This is a genomic window from Olivibacter sp. 47, assembly GCF_030372825.1.
Lineage (GTDB): Bacteria > Bacteroidota > Bacteroidia > Sphingobacteriales > Sphingobacteriaceae > Olivibacter > Olivibacter oleidegradans.
Map to the genome: position 1 here is coordinate 1,041,104 of NZ_JAUCNR010000001.1, position 19,218 is coordinate 1,060,321.

Annotated in this window: 20 protein-coding genes; 7 read left to right on the plus strand and 13 right to left on the minus strand. The window is 35.8% G+C overall.

Translation table 11 applies throughout. From position 1 onward, the window contains the following. Positions 1-115: 115 nt before the first annotated feature. The gene (locus tag QT327_RS04575; protein WP_130856695.1) at positions 116-1,153 is read right to left on the minus strand and encodes a LacI family DNA-binding transcriptional regulator; all 1,038 of its coding nucleotides are present in this window, start codon (positions 1,151-1,153) and stop codon (positions 116-118) included. Between the two features lie 215 nt (positions 1,154-1,368). On the opposite strand from QT327_RS04575, the gene QT327_RS04580 reads away from it, so the two are divergent. The 4 genes from QT327_RS04580 to QT327_RS28140 all read left to right on the plus strand — a co-directional run bounded on the left by QT327_RS04580 (position 1,369) and on the right by QT327_RS28140 (position 4,448). Continuing rightward, on the plus strand, positions 1,369-2,661 hold the full coding sequence (locus QT327_RS04580) for a sensor histidine kinase (RefSeq protein ID WP_130856694.1): 1,293 nt from the start codon (positions 1,369-1,371) through the stop codon (positions 2,659-2,661). Positions 2,662-2,809: 148 nt separating this feature from the next. Then, the gene (locus QT327_RS04585) at positions 2,810-3,658 is read left to right on the plus strand and encodes a transporter (protein WP_168204585.1); all 849 of its coding nucleotides are present in this window, start codon (positions 2,810-2,812) and stop codon (positions 3,656-3,658) included. A 353-nt stretch (positions 3,659-4,011) separates the two neighbouring features. After that, entirely contained in the window at positions 4,012-4,227 is a 216-nt protein-coding gene (locus QT327_RS04590; protein ID WP_130856692.1) for a hypothetical protein, read from the plus strand. Then, entirely contained in the window at positions 4,221-4,448 is a 228-nt protein-coding gene (locus QT327_RS28140) for a type II toxin-antitoxin system RelE/ParE family toxin (RefSeq protein ID WP_207303773.1), read from the plus strand. The genes QT327_RS04590 and QT327_RS28140 overlap by 7 nt, the downstream gene beginning before the upstream one ends. A gap of 331 nt (positions 4,449-4,779) precedes the next feature. On the opposite strand, the gene QT327_RS04595 is transcribed toward QT327_RS28140, so the two are convergent. The 11 genes from QT327_RS04595 to QT327_RS28490 all read right to left on the minus strand — a co-directional run bounded on the left by QT327_RS04595 (position 4,780) and on the right by QT327_RS28490 (position 16,614). After that, complete coding sequence (locus tag QT327_RS04595; protein ID WP_289552163.1) at positions 4,780-5,700, minus strand: LLM class flavin-dependent oxidoreductase; 921 nt, start codon at positions 5,698-5,700, stop codon at positions 4,780-4,782. Positions 5,701-5,733: 33 nt separating this feature from the next. Next, positions 5,734-6,222, minus strand: coding sequence for a hypothetical protein (locus QT327_RS04600; protein WP_289552165.1), 489 nt, complete (start codon positions 6,220-6,222; stop codon positions 5,734-5,736). A gap of 2 nt (positions 6,223-6,224) precedes the next feature. Further along, positions 6,225-7,406, minus strand: a complete 1,182-nt coding sequence (locus QT327_RS04605) for a peptidase domain-containing ABC transporter (RefSeq protein WP_354004806.1) — start codon at positions 7,404-7,406, stop codon at positions 6,225-6,227. Next, positions 7,403-8,404: a cysteine peptidase family C39 domain-containing protein gene (locus tag QT327_RS04610; RefSeq protein ID WP_289552167.1), complete on the minus strand. Its 1,002-nt coding sequence runs from the start codon at positions 8,402-8,404 to the stop codon at positions 7,403-7,405. Before QT327_RS04610 ends, QT327_RS04605 begins: the two co-directional genes overlap by 4 nt. Beyond that, entirely contained in the window at positions 8,394-10,259 is a 1,866-nt protein-coding gene (locus tag QT327_RS04615; RefSeq protein WP_354004807.1) for a lantibiotic dehydratase, read from the minus strand. The genes QT327_RS04610 and QT327_RS04615 overlap by 11 nt, the downstream gene beginning before the upstream one ends. Then, positions 10,256-10,912, minus strand: coding sequence for a lantibiotic dehydratase (locus tag QT327_RS28480; protein ID WP_289552168.1), 657 nt, complete (start codon positions 10,910-10,912; stop codon positions 10,256-10,258). The genes QT327_RS04615 and QT327_RS28480 overlap by 4 nt, the downstream gene beginning before the upstream one ends. 17 nt (positions 10,913-10,929) lie before the next feature. Next, the gene (locus QT327_RS28485; RefSeq protein WP_289552170.1) at positions 10,930-11,475 is read right to left on the minus strand and encodes a lantibiotic dehydratase; all 546 of its coding nucleotides are present in this window, start codon (positions 11,473-11,475) and stop codon (positions 10,930-10,932) included. A gap of 12 nt (positions 11,476-11,487) precedes the next feature. Continuing rightward, on the minus strand, positions 11,488-12,252 hold the full coding sequence (locus tag QT327_RS04630; protein WP_289552171.1) for a LytR/AlgR family response regulator transcription factor: 765 nt from the start codon (positions 12,250-12,252) through the stop codon (positions 11,488-11,490). Then, complete coding sequence (locus QT327_RS04635) at positions 12,233-13,303, minus strand: sensor histidine kinase (protein ID WP_289552172.1); 1,071 nt, start codon at positions 13,301-13,303, stop codon at positions 12,233-12,235. Before QT327_RS04635 ends, QT327_RS04630 begins: the two co-directional genes overlap by 20 nt. Before the next feature lie 80 nt (positions 13,304-13,383). Then, positions 13,384-15,831 (minus strand): TonB-dependent receptor domain-containing protein, encoded by a 2,448-nt coding sequence (locus QT327_RS04640; protein WP_289552174.1) that lies wholly within the window; start codon positions 15,829-15,831, stop codon positions 13,384-13,386. Positions 15,832-16,485: 654 nt separating this feature from the next. Beyond that, the gene (locus QT327_RS28490; protein WP_502910522.1) at positions 16,486-16,614 is read right to left on the minus strand and encodes a DUF7683 domain-containing protein; all 129 of its coding nucleotides are present in this window, start codon (positions 16,612-16,614) and stop codon (positions 16,486-16,488) included. A gap of 731 nt (positions 16,615-17,345) precedes the next feature. Between QT327_RS28490 and QT327_RS04645 the strand changes: the two genes are divergently transcribed. From QT327_RS04645 to QT327_RS04655, 3 genes are read left to right on the plus strand one after another with little or no spacing between them, the layout of a single operon-like run. Further along, positions 17,346-17,594, plus strand: coding sequence for a hypothetical protein (locus QT327_RS04645; RefSeq protein WP_289552176.1), 249 nt, complete (start codon positions 17,346-17,348; stop codon positions 17,592-17,594). A gap of 31 nt (positions 17,595-17,625) precedes the next feature. Then, the gene (locus tag QT327_RS04650; RefSeq protein WP_289552177.1) at positions 17,626-17,910 is read left to right on the plus strand and encodes a helix-turn-helix domain-containing protein; all 285 of its coding nucleotides are present in this window, start codon (positions 17,626-17,628) and stop codon (positions 17,908-17,910) included. A gap of 31 nt (positions 17,911-17,941) precedes the next feature. Beyond that, positions 17,942-18,748: a reverse transcriptase family protein gene (locus tag QT327_RS04655; RefSeq protein ID WP_289552178.1), complete on the plus strand. Its 807-nt coding sequence runs from the start codon at positions 17,942-17,944 to the stop codon at positions 18,746-18,748. A 73-nt stretch (positions 18,749-18,821) separates the two neighbouring features. Here the strand turns inward: QT327_RS04655 and QT327_RS04660 are convergent, their stop codons facing one another. Then, positions 18,822-19,118: a hypothetical protein gene (locus QT327_RS04660; protein ID WP_289552179.1), complete on the minus strand. Its 297-nt coding sequence runs from the start codon at positions 19,116-19,118 to the stop codon at positions 18,822-18,824. Between the last annotated feature and the right edge of the window lie 100 nt (positions 19,119-19,218).

Below are 19,218 nucleotides of genomic sequence, written 5' to 3' on the forward strand. Positions count from 1 at the left end.
AATTTATTAGCAATAAATCGTAAAGTCTAGGAAAACCGGTTTTTCTGATTGGCTAAAAAAAAGGTTAGTCCGAAAGACGTTTCAAAACTAAATTAAAAAAACCAGTTTAGCAAGGTTATTTTCGAAGTTTTTTTGGTTTAATGCTCGATTCGCGAATAATCAATTTCGAGGGGATTACTTGTACGTTCGGTCCGTGCGTGGAAGATTTGCCGTTGATCCGCTTCAATAAGTTGTCAAAAATAGCAGCGCTTAACTGCTCCAGGGGTTGTACAATCGAAGTAATGGAAGGTGTAAACAGCCGGAAGAGGTCGTGTTCATCGAATACAACGATACCAATTTGTTCCGGTATCTTCAAGCCCAGTTCACGGATAGCCTCCAGCCCACTGATACATAAATAATTCGTTGCAAAAACAATCGCATCTATCTGTGGATGTGATTGAAGAAATTTAATAATCTCTTTTTTCCGACTGTCTCCTTCGTCATTATAATCCATTTCCAGCACGATAGGCGATTGGCCGCAAGTGCCGACACAGCTAAGGTAGCCATCCAGTCTTTCTTTCATCTGGCTTTGAGAAGAGGCCAGCGAAACAAAAGCAATATGTTGGAAGCCCTGCTTCAGGAGATGCTCACAGGCCTCCACCACCATTTCCCGGTTATTCGTCCCCACGTAATCCGTTTCCACTCCTTCCAGCATCCGATCGAAAATTACCACCGGTACACCATCGTCTATGATTGTCTTGATCTGTTCTTCTATATGTAAAGGAGGTGCAACGATAAAACCATCTACCTTCGTATCACGAAACAAATCCAACACCGAAAGTGCGGCTTGGGTATCGCCCAGCGTACTACTATAAATGATCCGGTAACCACTTTTTTTCGCCTGCTTCTCAATCATTAGCGCAATCGGCCCAAAGAAAGAGTCCCCAATATTTTCCACAATCAGACCTATGCTGTTCGATCTACCTGTTGCGAGGCTTTGCGCCATATAATTGGGTTTAAAACCGATTTCTTTGACATAGTTAAGCACCCGCTGCTCCTGTTCTTTACTTATCCTATGAGCTTCCGCTTTCCCATTGATGATAAAAGATACCGTAGATTTGGCAACTTTAAGATGTTTTGCTATGTCATTAATCGAGGGTTTCTTCTCCGCCATATCGCATTATATACGCCCTAATTGAGAAAGGCTTGAGCGAATGTCTCAATTTTTGGAGATATTTACAAGCGACACAGTCATTTTTAGCTGGAGGCAGTGAGCAATAGGCTGTAGGTTTTAAGGCATAAGGTTTGTGCTACTATTTTCATATTCATTGTATTTCAGTACATATTTATCTACATTTGTTGCAACACCTTCTCCAATACGATCAACAGATGATACATACCTTCACTGCCTTGAATCTTCAACATCTTTTATCCAAGATCGTTGGTAACCCAAAGCAATTTACTTTACAACATCGTCTATTTAACGCCTTTACTTTCATCGGCTTTGTTCTGGTATTGGGCACACTTATATTTAACAGTTTATCCGGCCTCTACTATTCTGCGTTAATTTCACTCGTCGCCGCAGTACTTCTTGGCGCAGCCTATTATCAATCAACCATCAAGAATCGATACTTAGAGACTTTTGTGATCATGGCCGTCTGCCTTAATTTGCTATTGGCCATCAATTATTTCTATAACGCAGGTGTCGCTGGCCCTACCCTCTTTCTTTTACTAGGTATTTATCTGGCAACCATGATGATATCGCCTAAGCATCAATACATTTTCTGGACTATTCTTCATAATACCTTAATAATTCTCTTGCTAATAATCGAATTTAATTTTCCCGATAGTATAAAAAGCACCTATACGAGCCGCTCAATTTATTTTTTAGACAATCTTATTACTTATCTTGTTGTGTCGTTATTGGTTGCGGCCGGTGTAATAACCTTCGTTTTTCATTACACAGTTGAACGCAAAACTGTAGAAAAACAATCCAAGCTTCTCGGCTTACTCAACGATGAAAAAATTCGCTTGATATCAATTCTTTCACACGATTTACGCTCACCGATCTCGGGCATACAATCCTACCTTGATCGTCTTTTTTATGAGAGTTTGACAACAGAAGAGAAAGAAATAATCGAACAACATCTTCTCGATTTAACAAATCGCACACAGCAGCTACTGAACAGTGTATTGCATTGGTCTAAAGATTACTACCATGTAGATCAAATGCAGCTATCTACCGTTGATCTCACCAAAAGTTTACGACATAGTTCAGAACTATACACACATCTCGCCCAGCACAAGCGAATAAAGCTTGTGCTAAATAGTAGTTCTCCATTGCATATTATAAGCAACGAAGCGATCACACAGCTTATCATCCGAAACTTAATTGATAACGCCATAAAATTCACTAAAGAAGGCGGAGAAATCCATCTAAAAACGCGTAAAGAAGGTAAAACCGCCCTTATCTCCGTCGCCGATAGCGGATCGGGAGAGAGTCAATCGGTCGCTGAAAAGATATCCAAATCCTTTGAAAATTCTGCAGACACGTATCGAATCAATAGTGGTTTGGGCCTGATGATGTGCAAACAATATACCGAGGCGTTAGGAGGCTCCATTCATTGTAACACAAACGCATTGGGAGGAACCACCTTTGTAGTACGACTTCCCCTGTCCTAGTCGATAAGCGTCTTCATCTTTCGGTATATCCAAACAGATTGAAAAGGCCCGCAAAAAATTCGGGGGAAAGAATCAGCTATGCCGTACCAATATCTGTAAAACCTTTAGTCAACTTAAGTGTTTTAGGAAGAAACTTATGCATTTCCTTGTGAAAAAACGCTTCATCATACTATTACCGGCAATATTTTTTGTAATCAGCGCTTCGGCTCAGCAAGACACCGCTAAGCTCAAAAACCAATTTTCTATTTTCAATCCGACACCCGAATCGCTCTTAAGAGACGAAATCGGGGCAGACCGTCCAGATGAAACCGAATCGCCTTATACCATAGATGCAGGACACTTCATGTACGAAGCGGATCTGTTCAACTATGAACGTCAGCGAACCGATGAAGCCATTCAATCCACTTATCTTTTGCACCAGGCAAATTTGAAATTTGGCTTAACGAATACGATGGATTTTCAGATCAAGGTACAAAGTTATGGCCGCCAACGCAGTCGCTCCATCTCTTCAGGAAACGTCCAGTCGAAGAGTGGCTTTGGTGATGTGATCTTGCGGTTAAAGCAAAATCTCTATGGGAACGATCACGAAAATATCGCTTTCGGATGCATGGCCTATGTTAAACTACCCACAAACAACTATTCAGACAATAAAGAATATGAAGGGGGAATTATTATCCCGTTAGAATTAAAGCTGCCGGGTGAGTGGAAACTCGGTCTACAGGTAGAAGGCGATCGCTTGAAGGATGACGTTGGCAATGGTATGCATACGGAGTTTTTACAATCAGCCGTTATCAGTCATAAGGTGTTCAAAAATCTCAAAGGATTTTTGGAAACCTATTATACCTATGATTTCAAAGGGCATGAATGGCGTAATTTTATTGATATGGCCCTACAATATGAAATATCGAAAAAAATCATGGTTGACGGTGGATTGTATTATGGCCTACAGACTCAGGCAAGCAAAACGTACTTCTTTGGACTGCTTGTCGAGATATGATTTGGATGGCCCTTAGGGGTTAGTTTTTCAGCTTTCGGATATCAGCTTTCGGCTTTACTTGGTGTTACCGCTAATAAGGTTTATGCTATAAGCTCTAGGCTTTAGGCAGCACCAGCCATTATCAAATTGGCTAATTATTTCAGCTTTCAGCCATCAGCAGTCAGCTTTCGGCTATAACGGGGGTAACAAAAAAATTCATCACTCAACACTCATAACTCCTGCCTACCGGCAGGCAGGCATAACTTATTTGCGTCGGCTTTCAGTCGCACTAGCCCTTCTCATGCTGAGCAAATTTTTATACGCTTGAAAAAACGATCAGGAAAGTGTATTTTTGTTTTAGAGGGATTACACAAATGGAACTGATAATAGATATAGATAAAATTAAGGATGCTTCCAAAAGAGAATGGCTTTTAAGCACTCTAAAATTAATGGGTATAAGATTTCAAACAAGCGAAGGAGCTCAGACTTTAGCAGAATATAATGAAGACCTTGAAAATGGAAATAATGAAATAGAACGTGGTGAATTTATTTCTGCGAAAGATCTAAAAGATCAAGCAGCCAAATGGTAGTTATTTGGAGCAAACAAGCCCAGGAAGAACTAAAGAAGGTTTTTAAAAAAATTTCTTTAGATTCATTGCAGAATGCTGAAAAAGTCAGGGATACGATTATCGATCTGACGCTAGCACTGCCATTACATCCAAAAAGTTTCCTCTCGATAAGTACAAAACCGATAATGATGGATCTTGGAGAGCCTTCGAAAAGTATCATTTACGCGTTTCATACCGGGTAATGCCTGACGAAATTAGAATCATAAGGTTAAGACATACAAAAAGAAATCCAAAGTTGTATTAAGCACTTTCACCGCTACTTATAAAGCAGTAAGCGATAGGCTCTAACCTGTAGGCACTAACGAATATAGCTACTGGTAAGGCCGTAAGCTATAAGCTTTAGGGTGTAAGGCTTGTGCATCACATGGCTCATCATCAAATTGGCTAATTATTTCAGCTTTCAGCCATCAGCAGTCAGCTTTCCGCTATAAGGGGCGGCAACAAAAAAATTCCTGCCTACCGGCAGGCAGGCATCGCTCATCATTGTATCGGCTTTTCTTCTAATGTCGGTGATTAAATACGTTTTTTTAATAATGATTCCGCTATCAATAAAATCGATTCCGACTTCTCTTCAAGGTTGTGGTATGCGTTCATTAAAACCACCTCATTTACCCGCAGGGTATGAGCGATTTCAACAATCCTTTCACTCACTTCCGGGGGTTTGCCACAAATTGCTTTATGATCATTTTCCCATGATTTTGAGCTCATTTCGTTCTTGAATTTTTTAATTGTCTGTTCTGAACTTGAACAATTGACCTGCAGAGCTATTGACACAATAGGCAAGCTTCCATGGGCTTCAAAGAACATTTCGCGAAAAGAAGAAATGGTTTCGGATATATCTTTAAGTCTTCTATCTGTATGGAATAAAGACAAACAAAAATTCGTTTTATATTTCACAGCTGACTGTAAAAGATTTGGAGAAGATCCTAATAGCCAATAATCGGGTCCCTTGGTTGCATAAGGTTGAATTTGAATATTTTTATATTTAGTGTCCCCAAGATTGTTTCGCATGAAACCCATTAATTCATCAACCTGATCAAAAAAATAATCCTCCTTGGGATGCCTGTCTAGATTAGCGAATGGCTTAAGATAAATGTCTTGGATATCGCCTTTCGCTAATCCCAGATCAATCCTTTCGGGATAAAGAGAAGAGATCAAGGTAAATGCCTGCGCAACTCTAATAGGCATATGATACTTAAGTAAAACTCCAGCGACACCAATTTTAATTTCATCGGTATATCCAGCAAGCAATGGAATCAAATGTTCTGGAGAGGCCCAAGCAACATTATCAGCGAGATGCTCACTCATCCAATACCTTTTATACCCTAATCTTTCGAAAACCTGAATATTTTCCAAAAGATGGTTAATGACATCATGCGCATATACTTCAGGGGGGTAAATATTACCGAAATCCAAAAGACTTAAATTGACCATATTCTTCTTTAATAAAATAAAACCTCTGCAATATCAACGCTCTTCATGCATTTTGCGATTTAATATTAGTTTCATCAAAACTTCTCCTTTTTGCGTAATTAAAAAGTCACCATCTTCAAATTCAGAAGAATGTAAATCGATATTAGAGGAACTAATCAATATGAACAATTGTTGAATTGATCTATCGCTATGGACAGAGTCAACAATTCCATAAAAGGGATCTTCTTCAATCTTTTTAGGAACTATTTTCACCCTTTCACCAACTTGGAAGATTTTCAGAGAGCTGGTTTTAAATACCACGACTGAAGTATCCGCCAAACTCTTTCTTTTTACTGACTCAATATTTGCTTCGGAAACCGGGACGTAAGTATTTATAGCCAATAAAATTGTACATACAATTAATACCAATAGAATCAACGGTCCTCCATATCTTACAACATAAGATGGACGAGCGTTTAAAATTGATTGGGCGCTCTCAGATAGAGCATCATCTTTTATTGAGTTAGAATAATCTTTATTCATATCTACAAATTGAGTTGATTCCTTACTAGATTATAATAATACTTCTTTTGTGCAATGAGATCATCATGTGTACCTACTTCAACAATACGCCCCTTTTCCAGTACGACTATTTGATCAGCATTTTTAACGGTGCTTAGGCGATGAGCTACAATCAAAACTGTTCTATCTTTAAAAAATGTCTTTAAATTTGATAAGATCTGCCTTTCGTTTGTTGAGTCTAGAGAACTTGTTGCTTCATCCAATATAAGCAAAGAGGGGTCTTTATATACGGAACGCGCTATCAATAACCTCTGTTTTTGCCCCGCACTTAAACTAACATTCTCGTTTCCAATTTTTGTGGACAATTTGGTCTCCCCTACTCCAATGAAATCTAATACGTTGGAAACATCTATCGCTTTTGCTAGTCGAGTTTTATCTACTTCTCCACTACCGCTAATTGTAATATTATTAAGCAAAGTGTCATTAAAAATAAACCCATCTTGCATCACCGCACTGCTTCTGTTTCTCCATGATCTTTTCTTGATTTTTCGGAGCGAAACGTCGTTTACTAATATATCGCCCTTGTAGTCATCATAAAAATTTAACAGTAATTTTATTAATGTGCTTTTCCCACTACCACTCGAACCGACAATCGCGGTAACTTTCTTATTAGGGATTTTAAAGCTTACATCCTTTAAAACATAATCATTTCCCCCAAAATATTTAAAACTAACATTATGCAATATAATATCTGTTCGCTTTTCAGAGATCTCTAAGGGAGTCCCAAGACCTGATTCTTCATCTTCAATTTCATAAACTTCATTAAGCCTGTTTAGACTTATTTTTGTATCTTGAAACGCGGTGATAAACGCTAATAATTGCAACACAGGCCCTCCCATTTGGCCTATTAAAGAGACAATAGCCAACATTCCTCCCAATGTGATGTTGTCACTAATCACCAAATAAGCTGCAATACAAGTTATTAATATATTTTTAACTTCGTTAATCAAAGATGAGCCAAGGCTTAATGACTGTTCAAGTCGGAGACCTTTTAGATTAACTTTATAAAGTTCATTTTGGATTTCCTCCCATTCCCAGCGTTTCTTTGTTTCGGCATTGTGCAACTTCAGCTCCTGCATGCCATTTAATATCTCTATTATTTTACTTTGATCCTGGGCAGCAACCCCGAATCGTTCGTAGTCTATATTTTCTCTTTTTTTTCAAAAAGAGCATTATCCATATTCCGTAGAAAACGGTCCCAACAAAAAAAGACCAAGAAAATAAGCGCGCTATAGTAAAATAAAACACTACCCAAAACTATAAGTGATATTACGGAAAACAGCGTATTGAGAGCGCTAAGAGTCACCAAATTCTGTATCCTATAATTGTCATTGACACGTTGTAATGTATCACCTGTTTTTCTACTATCATAGTAAGATAGTGGTAAATTCATTAGCTTTATAAAGAAACCTGAAAGCATTGAAATATTAATCTTAGAGCTCAAATGAAGCAGTATCCATTTTCTAATTGCCTCTATTCCGAATCTTGAAAATAAAAAGAACAATTGGATCGTTAAGATCAACAAAACGAAGTTTATATCCTTATTCTGTATACCAACATCAATGATACTTTGAGTAAGGAAAGGAAAAAGAATCTGAAAAAAAAGACCTGCGATCAAACCGATGAACAGCTGAATCAGTAACTTCCTATGATCTCTAACATACTTTGAGAAGAGGGACAAAGTTGTGAGAGAGCTTGTTTTTTCGGTATGATAACTTTGTATTTTTGGAGTCGGTTCCAAAATTAAAACAGAACATTGACCGTTACTACTCATGCAATTTTTCTGGAATTCCTCCTTATTATAAACTACCAAACCCCTTGCAGGATCCGAAATATACACCTTGTTTCTTCGAACTTTATAAACTACAACAAAGTGCCTATCCATCCAATGTAGGATTGCAGGTAAATGCACCTCATCCAACAACATGTCATAATTAACCGCCACTCCATATGCGTGAAAACCAACTTCCTCAGCCGCCTTTCTTAGATTTAACATTGTCGTTCCCTCCCTTGTAGTATTACAGAGCTGCCGAATATCATTCAGTTTGCTCCAGACTTTGTAATAAAGCAAAACAATTCTTAAACAAACTGGACCACAGTCCATCTCATTGGGTTGTCTAATTGAAGGAAATCTATTTAGCATTTTTTATCAGTTGGGCGTTTAGAGAGACGTAATACTTAAGTAGTAGAGAATAACATACAAACTCTTGTGTTCGCTGTTTAACATTAAAAATCCTGTTCATTGACATATGCAATATGCTGTTCTGAATTTCCTCAAGATCTTTCTTATTATTTTTTATTATTTTAGACTTGATCGCGTAACATAACTTTCTTTTTTCTCCAAGGACGGCGCCAAAATCACGAAAGAGCCCACGTTCGTTCCTGAACTCTTCGAATTCAAATGAAATGATTCGCTTGTGGGTCCTATACAAAGCTGAAAATTCATGTCGAAGCCGCTTGTCTGCGGAATGCTCTATAGAAAAATAATGAAACAGCTTTTGTAAGGCTTTTATCCTTTCCGCTATAGGTAAGTCGAACCCTTCGAACGTTTGGTCTATTACAAGCAATGCTATTAACCAGCGTTCATCCTCATTTTTCTTTTTATATAATCTTGATATAATCTTTTCCGATACCAACGTGTCATTAAAAAAAAAGTATTCCACAAGTTCGATGGCATAAGGTTTATATCTTTGGATCTCTCTATTATAGGTATCAATTTGGATTGACGTTACAATAGCTCTTTGAAGATAACTATTGATATATCTATTCATCAAACTCAGTATTTGCGCGATATTATCAACACTCGGCATATGAAACCTCACCCTTAAATGGGTATTCGGATCAGCGTATCTTATAAAGAACCATTGATCTATTATTTTATCCTTCAATAGTCTTTTAGCTAAAGGAAAAACAATTCGATTCAATATCTCATCAGCAGACAATTCAGAACAATAAATTTTATAAAACAACCATTCAGTGCCAATTGGAAATTTCTTTCGAACCTTGCTCCCCTTAATTCCCTCTTTTATATAAGGAATAACCAATTTATTCTTCACAGACTTGTCTTTGTACAAAAATGTTAAAACTTGGTTTGTATGTGGACCATCAACACTTTCTACGTATGGACTGGATTCATTAAATAAATACTCTGTAAAAGATATATCGTTCTTCGCTTTTATTTCTGACAGGAATGTTTCAAAACTTAAATCATTCTCAAAATCAATAAAAAGTTCGTCGTCGCCCCGATCAAGCAGTAATATCCTTCGAGGAATATTAAAACTATTTAAAAATGACTCTAAAGCTTTTTTCCCATGATGTATTAAACTTAGAAAGTCCTTTCGCTTTAAGTTCCACCGGGCGGCTTGCAATATGACGTTTTTATATTGGACCCTGGGAAGAAACGTCCCTCCATTTAGAAAGTCTCCCCAATTAAAGCCAATGTATTTTCTGTATTTATAATTCTGGATATCACCTAAAAAACGATAAATAGGTGTCTTATCAAACCGGTAATTATGAGCACTTGTTATTCTTGGTACTACTTCTTTTTTTAAGGATTTACTATAGACTATTATCCGATTGTTCCTCACGGCAACTAACATATCACTTAAGGGAATATTTCGATCAAAGTCTTTATCCACGCCACCCATTATCGAAGTTTGATATTCCCTCATTCGAGGCTTTATCAGAATGTTGGAGACTCTGTCATGAGGAGAATAGTTAATTTCTGACAATATTTTCTCTGGGAGGAGTTCATTTTCAATCTGATTAAGTTCAGTAACTATTTTTCCTATTTCTGTAGACGAATTCGCAAACCTCGCTATAAGATTTGCACTTGACGAACCACCTACGGATTCGATTAATATTTTGTTTTCATCTGCATCAAGTACACGGAACAAAACATAAATTGTCTCAGGAATGTCAAACCAGTTTTCTGAAAGAAGGTCGATGTCACTATCAGTTATTTCGACACAAGTATGTCCCTTTTTTATTGCGTCTATATATTTTTATAAAAAAGATTTTGGATAGGATCCCAAGAAAATGATTCATTTTGGTTGACAGTCGGAAAGTTCAGACCTTTAAGCAGCCTTGGATCGTTTTGGTCTCTCTGATTTCCATCGAAATAGCCCACTCCATATTCAGGGTCAATTGCTAGGGAGATTGGGACGAACTTGTCCTCAAACCTCTCTACAAACCGTGACTTAAAATCCTCCAAGCTGTAATTTTGCCTGTAAATACTTATCTTGTTTAATACCGAAAGAGCTTCAGTTAAACGTTTCTGTAAATTTGTAGAAATTGTAAATTCTTTTCTTCCAATTAAGGTATCTATCTTCAAAATATTTTTTTCGGTAAGCGTAATTCCAGCATTCCTCAACAGATCTTCAGCATATTTTTGAAGTTCAACAACTTGATCTGTACTATTAACTCTGTTAGTTAAATTCAATAACTTCTCGATGTGCTCGAACCAAGGTCGATTTACAAGAACTGGATTTCTCTTTAAAATTTCTAAAACTTTCTTTTCTATTTCAACATCATGAATTCCCACTTTTAGTTCGCTCACAAGAAGACCTGCCCTCTTTAAATCAATAAGAAATTCTAATACTTCTGAACGTGAGAAATTATCATCAGTTAATTCATCCACAAGTGAAATCAAAGTACGTCCAGTTTTGACTAGTGTAAGTATTTTTTTAGATATACACTTGTATCAACTCCGCTTAAAACGTACTTCCTTCTATCCCCATCCTGAACTTCCTCTAAATACCTGAGTTGATTATGGGCTTGGTAGATTGTATTGTTAGGATAATATTTGATCTTTGCCTGTACAGTATTATCTTCCTCAAGTAAATCTAATATTTTAACCAGGTATGCATGATCTAATTTAACAATATACTCTTTCTTCCCATTTAAGATGCATTTGGACTCACGATCCCACTCTCCTATTGATATCCCTGAAAGTATGCTGAAAGGAGCTGGTTTAAAAGACATCCGATTTACATATTTGTATAAAGTTTTGACGCTTTTAGCGGCTTTATCGGAGTCAGTTTTTTGACTGGTCTTGAGATGTTCGAAAAATTCTCTGGATGTAACAGCCAAAGAATTCTTAAAGTCATTCCGAGCAACAATCTTATCAAGTTCTCCTCTAATTACATATTTAGAAGGAAATGAGGGAGTCCTTAAAACAATTTGCTTGTAATATAAGTAAGGTATACTTTTCATGTCAGACCAGGGTTATTTATCCATCCAAATCTTAAATTCCTTTACTTTATCTTTGGAAATTACGATCTCAAAATCAGTTTTGGTTTTCAATGTCAATCGAAGACTGTTTTTAAAATAAGGCACCACCGCAGTTATCGCTTCTACATTCACTACTGTTTGCCTATTACATCGGAAAAACTTTGATGGGTCTAACTGGTTCATAAGTTCGTCCAGCGTGTTGCCAAGAATAAACCTTTCGCCATCAAAAGTTTCAAGTATTACGGATGGACTTATGCAGATGTAGGCAATATTCGACGTTTGCACAATAAAATATTTTTCACCTTTCTTTAGAAGAAAGCGTTCACGAAAGATATTTTTCTCGTTTTTCCTGTCGAGTTTAGATATTAAGTTGTTTAAGGAACTGTTTATTCTATAAATTGATGTGTTTTTTTTTACCTTTTCTACCATATTATCGAATTGTATCTGTGATATAGGTTTTAACAAATATGACAAAGCATTATAATCAAAAGCTTTCAAAGCATAGCTGTCAAAAGCAGTAGTAAATACCACAGGGCAATTAAGTTGAATACTTTCAAAAAGTTCAAATACTAACCCATCACTTAATTGAATATCCATTAACAACAAATCAGGCTCGTCATTATTGGCCAACCATTCTTGCGCCTCTTCAACGCTTTTAATCCAAGCAATTATTAAAAGCGATTCTTCTCTCGAGTTTCTTACTAACCTCTCAATATTGTTATATGCAGCAATCTCATCTTCAATAACTACTACCTTCATATGCTAAAAATTTATTCTTACTATTAATCTGCTCGGATTTTAGTATTGGAACCTTCACAGTAAAAAAATCATCATTGATATTTATTTGAATTCCTTTTCCAGAGAGCATCATATAGATTTTTCGCAAACTATCTAATCCGATCCCGTTATTCTCATTTATTAGAGAATTCCTCTTTTTTATCATATTATTCGAGACGACCACAAAATGACTGCTAACATCAATCCTGCACACAATTTGGTGGTTATCATCAATGACATTATGTTTTATAACATTTTCTAAAAGGTTATAAATTGATAACGGCGGTACACGTGCCTCCGCAGTCAACTCATGGGAGTAATTGATCGAAACCAATAAATTAGCACCGAATCTCTCTTCTGCCATCTTTATGAATTTCTCTACAATTGTAAGCTCCTCGATCAAAGAAACAGTCTGATTATTTGCATTCTTCAAAAGGTATCGATAGAGTTCGGACATATTGTGTAAAAAGTCCAGTGCTTTTTTATTCTTATCGTCTATCAGTGAATAAAGTGTATTTAGATTATTGAAGAGGAAGTGATGTTCTAATTGCTTCTTTATTGCATTTATACTAACATTTTGCAATTGTTCATGTAATAAAACATTGTTACGCATATTTCTTATAGAAACCGAAATGGCGCCGTAAATCATAGAGTAGATGCTCAAACCAAGCCAACTTGAAAAAAAACGTTTTCGTAAAAATGTAGTAAATGATAAATCAAAATCCCAAGTCCCTAGATAAAATTCAAGAAGCTTTTCGACGATTGTGACAACCATTCCTATTATTATAAAAAGGAAAATTTTAACAATTTTTGTAAAGCCTGGTTTCTGAAAATCAAATTGACCACAGTACCACATTAAAAATGCAACCGGTACAGCATACAAAATTGAAGTCGGCACAATAAAAGAAAAGAAATGTTTGATCAAATATATAAAGTCTCTAGAAAGGAATTGAACCTCGCTGAGTAATATTATTAGGAACAATAAAACAGCAAACGAATAAGCTTTAAAGTATGTTTTTAAAAATTTACGCATTTACATCTAATTTTTGATCAATTTTTTCACCACAACTTTCTCGATCGCAAACTCATATTAACTTGAATTCTATTAATATACTAGTTCATTTGAATCGGGTTCCCTAAAGAACTTTTATCTTCTATTACATCCGAATCATCTCTCTTGTCGCTTGTTTTTACCTTCCCAAATTGATACCTAAAGTTCAAACGTAGCTGCCGAATTCGGGCTACGATCATCGAACGTTGATGAAAATTATATCCGAAAACTTCGTTTTCTATTTTGACATTTTTATTAAAAGGTTCTAGTATCGACAAAGAAATACTTGAATTTTTATTTATTATCTTCTTTTTAACACCGATCATTGAATATGACAAAGCTTCTGAATACCCCTGAAGTTGAATGTTCCTCGTATTGTAATTTGAAAACAGTTCTACTGAAAAACCCTTCTTGAATGAAGCAGAAGCAAAAAGACTTGTATTAACAACAACTCCGTCATTATTGTATTCTTCACTTGAAAGTTTGTTATAGTAAATATTTAAATTAGGAGCAATCAAAAATCTTGAACTTTGATACGAAAGGTAAAAATTGATCCCAACAGACCGACTTTTCCCAATGTTAGCAAATGTTAGATTAGTTGAACCGTCCTGATCTAGAAAACGCTTCTCCTGTATAGAATTATCAATAGATCTGAAAAATGGAGACAAATTGAAAAATAGATTTTTATATGCAAAGTTTGAATAGGAAAGTTCAATTTGGTGACTCTTTTCTGGTTTTAAATTCGGATTACCATATCGTATATTATTAACGTCACTTCTATTTACGAAAGGATTCAAATACGTAATACCAGGACGTAATAACCTCTGATTATAACTGAGACGCAACGACTGTTTGGAACTCTTGAATGATTTCAGAAGTGAAACTGTTGGTAAAAAACTCTCGTAATCATTCTCAAATGAGTTTGTGATATTAAGCTTACCATAATTCGAAGTGTTCTCATATCTCAACCCTATCGACGTACTGTATCCTCTTCCCAAAGTCAAATTGTAGCTATTGTAAACAGCAAGAATATTTTGGTCATAGTCCATATTGTCAAGTAAATTGTCAGGCAGCACAAAATTGTCGTTCACAGGATCGAAAATGGCCATCTGAGAAGAACTTTTAAAAAATCTACCAATATACTTAGCGCCCAATTCTGTATTTATTTGCTTTGATAACGGCTTCGAATAATCTATTTGAGCGGTCAGTTCATTACGTTTTTGAAAATTAAAGCTTCGATCGTCTGATATACGCTCCTGAGAAAGTAAATAATAATTGTCATCATCCGACAAACTAAATATGATCGAGGACGAGAGTGAGTGATTATCACCTTTAAATTTCACCATATGATCGAGGTTTAACGAATAGCTTGGTTTTCTTACTTTACTATCTACGGTCCTGAAATTTGATTCAGCCATCTCCTCACCAGGGTGGTTATTAAAATCTATATCCTCGTACCTGTTATTATTGACCGTGTTTACCTGAAATCCGCCTGATAAAGTATTTCTTGAAGAGAAGTTATAGCTTGATTGTAAATTAATTCCATAGGAACGTCCAATAGCAGTAATATCATTTTTCTGGAAAAGATCTCCTATTTGATTGCTAAGGCCCTTTCTCTCTAGCTTTGATTGAAATCTATTCTTGTAAAGAGTCGAAGTCAGGGAAATGCTTGTAGAGAATTTAGCAGAAGTTATACTGCCTCCAGCAGATAGGTTCGCATTTCCAATTGATCCTCCAGAAAGATTTACAAAAGCATTTACACCACTGAGATCTTTCTTTGTAATAATATTAATAACCCCGGCCGTACCTTCGGCATCATATCTCGCACCTGGATTTGTAATAACTTCAACACGCTTAACCATATTTGCTGGAACTAGCCTCAATGCCTCAGCTACTGACCCGGCAATTATGGTTGACGGCTTATCGTTTATAAAGACTTTCACACTTGAACTTCCCCGCAGTTTTACTTCACCATTAAAATCAACTGTGACAAAAGGCACCTTCCTGAGCAGCTCACTTGCCGTAAAACTATCCGAATTAGAATCCCCGTCTGCATTGTATATTAACTTCCCATTCTTTTCTTCAATTAAAGCGGTTTTTGCTGTAACTGAAACCTCATTAAGTTTATGGTGCTTTTTAGTTAGTCTTATAGTAAATAAATCTTTTGGTATAGAGGAAGTTTCAAATGAATATAACGCGCCATCGTAACCAATATGGGAAATCTTAAGTAATAGCGAATCAATAGCCGGTACTGATAACTTGAAAAGCCCTAATTCATCAGAGGAAACACTATTTATAATATCACCTTTAACAAAATCTACAACTTCAACGGTTACCGATCGAATCGGCTCTTTTGAGTCTTCGTCAACTATCTTTCCAAATATTTTAAGGCTATCTATGCCTATCATATCATTTCTTAATGATTCCCAATTTTTTATAGTATTTCCTTTCAAGGATAGTACAACTACAAATGAAAAAAATAATAGTAGAGACAATTCTTTAGCGCTCATATTTAATACATTTTGTAGCATCTAAACTATGAAAGCAAAATCAAGATCACACCTAAAAAAGGATGAGTTCGAAAATTCATGGTGTAAGATCGAACTTTAGCGTTTAATTAATGGTTATCCTTCCTATGGTTTCTCACGTCTCATAAGAACTGTAATTTTTATTCTAAAAATAGTATTTAGTATCCAAATCCCAAATTAATTTTGCTTTAAATATTAAAAACCCACGATAAATCTTTAACTACTCTGGAGAAGATTGTCAAGTAACCCCAATAATCCTTCTCACTTTGACAGAAACAGTGTCAAGGACAACTGACTCAATTCAATCTTCAAAGTTCTGAAAAAAATCACTTGACAACCCAACGGCAATATATCCGGATAATAAAAGCTGGTGTATAGTTTCCGATTACGACCTACTGTTTACCTACATCGGCGGTTCTAAGATGCTAATAGATCGTGTAACCAAAAATAGCCCCTTTGATATTTATCCTATTGAACCTATCTTTAAAGCAAAAAACTTATAAAAAGAAATGGTAATATTTTAGCTCACCTGAAAGCAATCTACTTGATATATATATTTTCAAAGTCAAATTGGAAATTCAATACCTCCGTTAGCTGGCTTCCCTCCTCCTCAAAAAACAGTATAAGGGTTGTACATCAAAGGATCGTCCGCTGGAGGATTAAAATAGCTTTCAGAGATTCAGGCGATACTTCATCTAAAACAAACTCGCCTTTTAATTCCTCCGTATGCTTATCAAACCAGCTGACAACTCTTTCTATTTTCATATTACCTAAAGTTTCCCCATCCTAAGCGAACCGTCATTTAATTATGCGAAGCAATTTACGGCTTTCCGTAAAAAATTGAACAGCAGAACATATAGCTTTAAAGTATGAAAAATATTCTCAAATTGCTCAAAATTTCGTTATATTGGGATGGATGACAACGGTCAAGCTATCATAGTTATGATGTATTTTTCGAGAACAACCTAAAGAAATTAGGTTGGAGAGCTCGGCTACCAGCGTAATAAAATCGACAAAAAATAACCTTTAAAAAATATTTAGCAACAAATTTTGTTCTATTGGGAATATTTAATATATTTGCATCATAGTTCTTTGAAAAGCTTTTATAAGCAACGGTAATTAAGTTCAAACGTCTAAAGTATATCGTAATATACAGCCCACACGGGTAATTTGGGAACACCAAACCAATCATCATAGCAGATCACCCCAACCGATATCAGAAAACTTTCGCTCGGCTGTGACTACTGTAACATAATCCTCGACGAGAAGATTGAGTGGACAGTATATGATGTCGTTTGGCTCTTAACCTGATCAGACCGGAGTAGAGCTGAATCAGGCCAATTAGTAATTTAAGAAAAATTGTATACCAAATAGCTGTTCTCTTGATTGGAACAGGATATTGTAGGAATGGGACAAACGAACAACGTTTATGAATTTAATTATCACATTATTGAATGGAGCAGGCAATAGTGCCTTAATTCAAATTCAGTAATATTATGAAAAATAATACTTATAGAAGTGCGGATCACCTTATACAAGGTATAAAGGATGTCCTTTCGAAGAACCGTTGTTCGTTTTCAGTTGAAGAACAAGTTCTTTTAGAAGATTGTATCAAAAGATTGGAGGAGACAAAAAATCCAGTCCTAGATACCGAAAAACGGGAGATTGAAGTGATTGATATTTTAATGACAATCTACAAGATATTTTCTTTTGCAAAAGACCTATTTGACACGTTTAACAACTAACATTCCTACATTTTTCAAAAACCTGTATACTATGGATATTGGTAATACTATAAAAGAGATTAGAAAAAAGAAAGGGTTAAAGCAAAATGAGCTTGCTGAGAAATCTCAAATGACTCAAGCTTACCTTTCCAAAATCGAAAACAATTCAAAAGAGCCCACTATCGGTTCTTTAAAGTCAATTGCTGAAAGCCTGAATGTTCCCTTACCAATTCTCTTCTTTCATGCAATGACTGTTGAAGATGTTGAACCTGAGAAAAGAGACGCTTTCAAAATAATAATTCCATCCCTGAAAGGAATGGTAGAGACTTTTATCTAATTGTTTTTAAGTGCTTGATATACCTAAACTTTTGAAGCTACTACAGACGAATCAAAATAAGGTTGATTTAATATTACTTAACTTGAATAGATATTATTATCTAGATTCAAAACCCAAGTTAGACAAACATGGAAATCCAGTTTTTGATAAATATGGCAGGCCTCGAACACGAGACATATATCCTAGCACTGGTCAACTGAAGAAAATTCAAAAAACCATACTTCATCAATTATTGAGCACAATCAGACTCCCAGATTATGCCTTTGGCGGAGTAAAAAAAAGAGACAATATCTTAAATGCTAAAAGGCATCAAGGCAATAAATATTTTTTTAATACAGATTTAAGAGGCTATTATCCGGGAATTACAAATAGACAGGTGTTTGATATATTTGTAAAATATAAATTTGCCCTGCCCGTAGCTCGTCTTTTAACAAAACTGACAACATACAAAGGCATGCTTCCGCAAGGTACGCACACTTCTCCTTATATAGCTAATCTGGTTTTTACAGAAGCTGGTACCAAGTTGCAAAATTTCTCCAAAAATCACGAATTAACCTTCACCACTTTTGTAGATGATATAACCTTTTCCTCTAAGCGAGATTTCAAACACCTGATACCTGAAATAATTGGTATTATTACCTCTTCAGGTTTTAGAATCAGTCACAACAAAACATTTTACCAGACTAAAGATCCGAAAGTAACTCAAATTATCGTCAAAAATAACTGTTTATGCCTAGACACATACTATCATAAAAAGATTGAAGGCTTCGATGAAACTGAACGATCAACTCCAAAAGCAATAGGTACAATCAATTATTTTGAACGTGTAAAAAAATAGGCAACACGAAGAAGAGAAAGGTTTTTAAATAATCTGACAACTCAGCGGCTTACCGCATGATCTATATCCATATTTACAATTTACTCATAAACCCATCTAATGCCCCTTCAACACAGTTGATTGCATCCATGAATATATTAATATTCCCGTGTCGCGCTTCTTTTCTTATCCACTTCTTGTATTGTTCATCATCATAATATCTTTGTTCAATAGCTGAGACTTCCGAAAGTTCTGTGATAGTTTGATTGATAAGTATTTGGTCTTCTTGATCATCAGTTTGCAGTTGCTCTAGGAGTTCAATTGCGCCTCTACCGATACTTGCCACCCTAAAGATTACATATCCATCATCATAATGAATAGCCTTAATCATTTGTTGGCTTCTTTTTAGCTCTTGTATAATGTAAAATTATATGGCAAAAAATCAAAGAAAGGAAGGTGAGGTCAACCCTTTTCAGCGGAACGAGCGATCT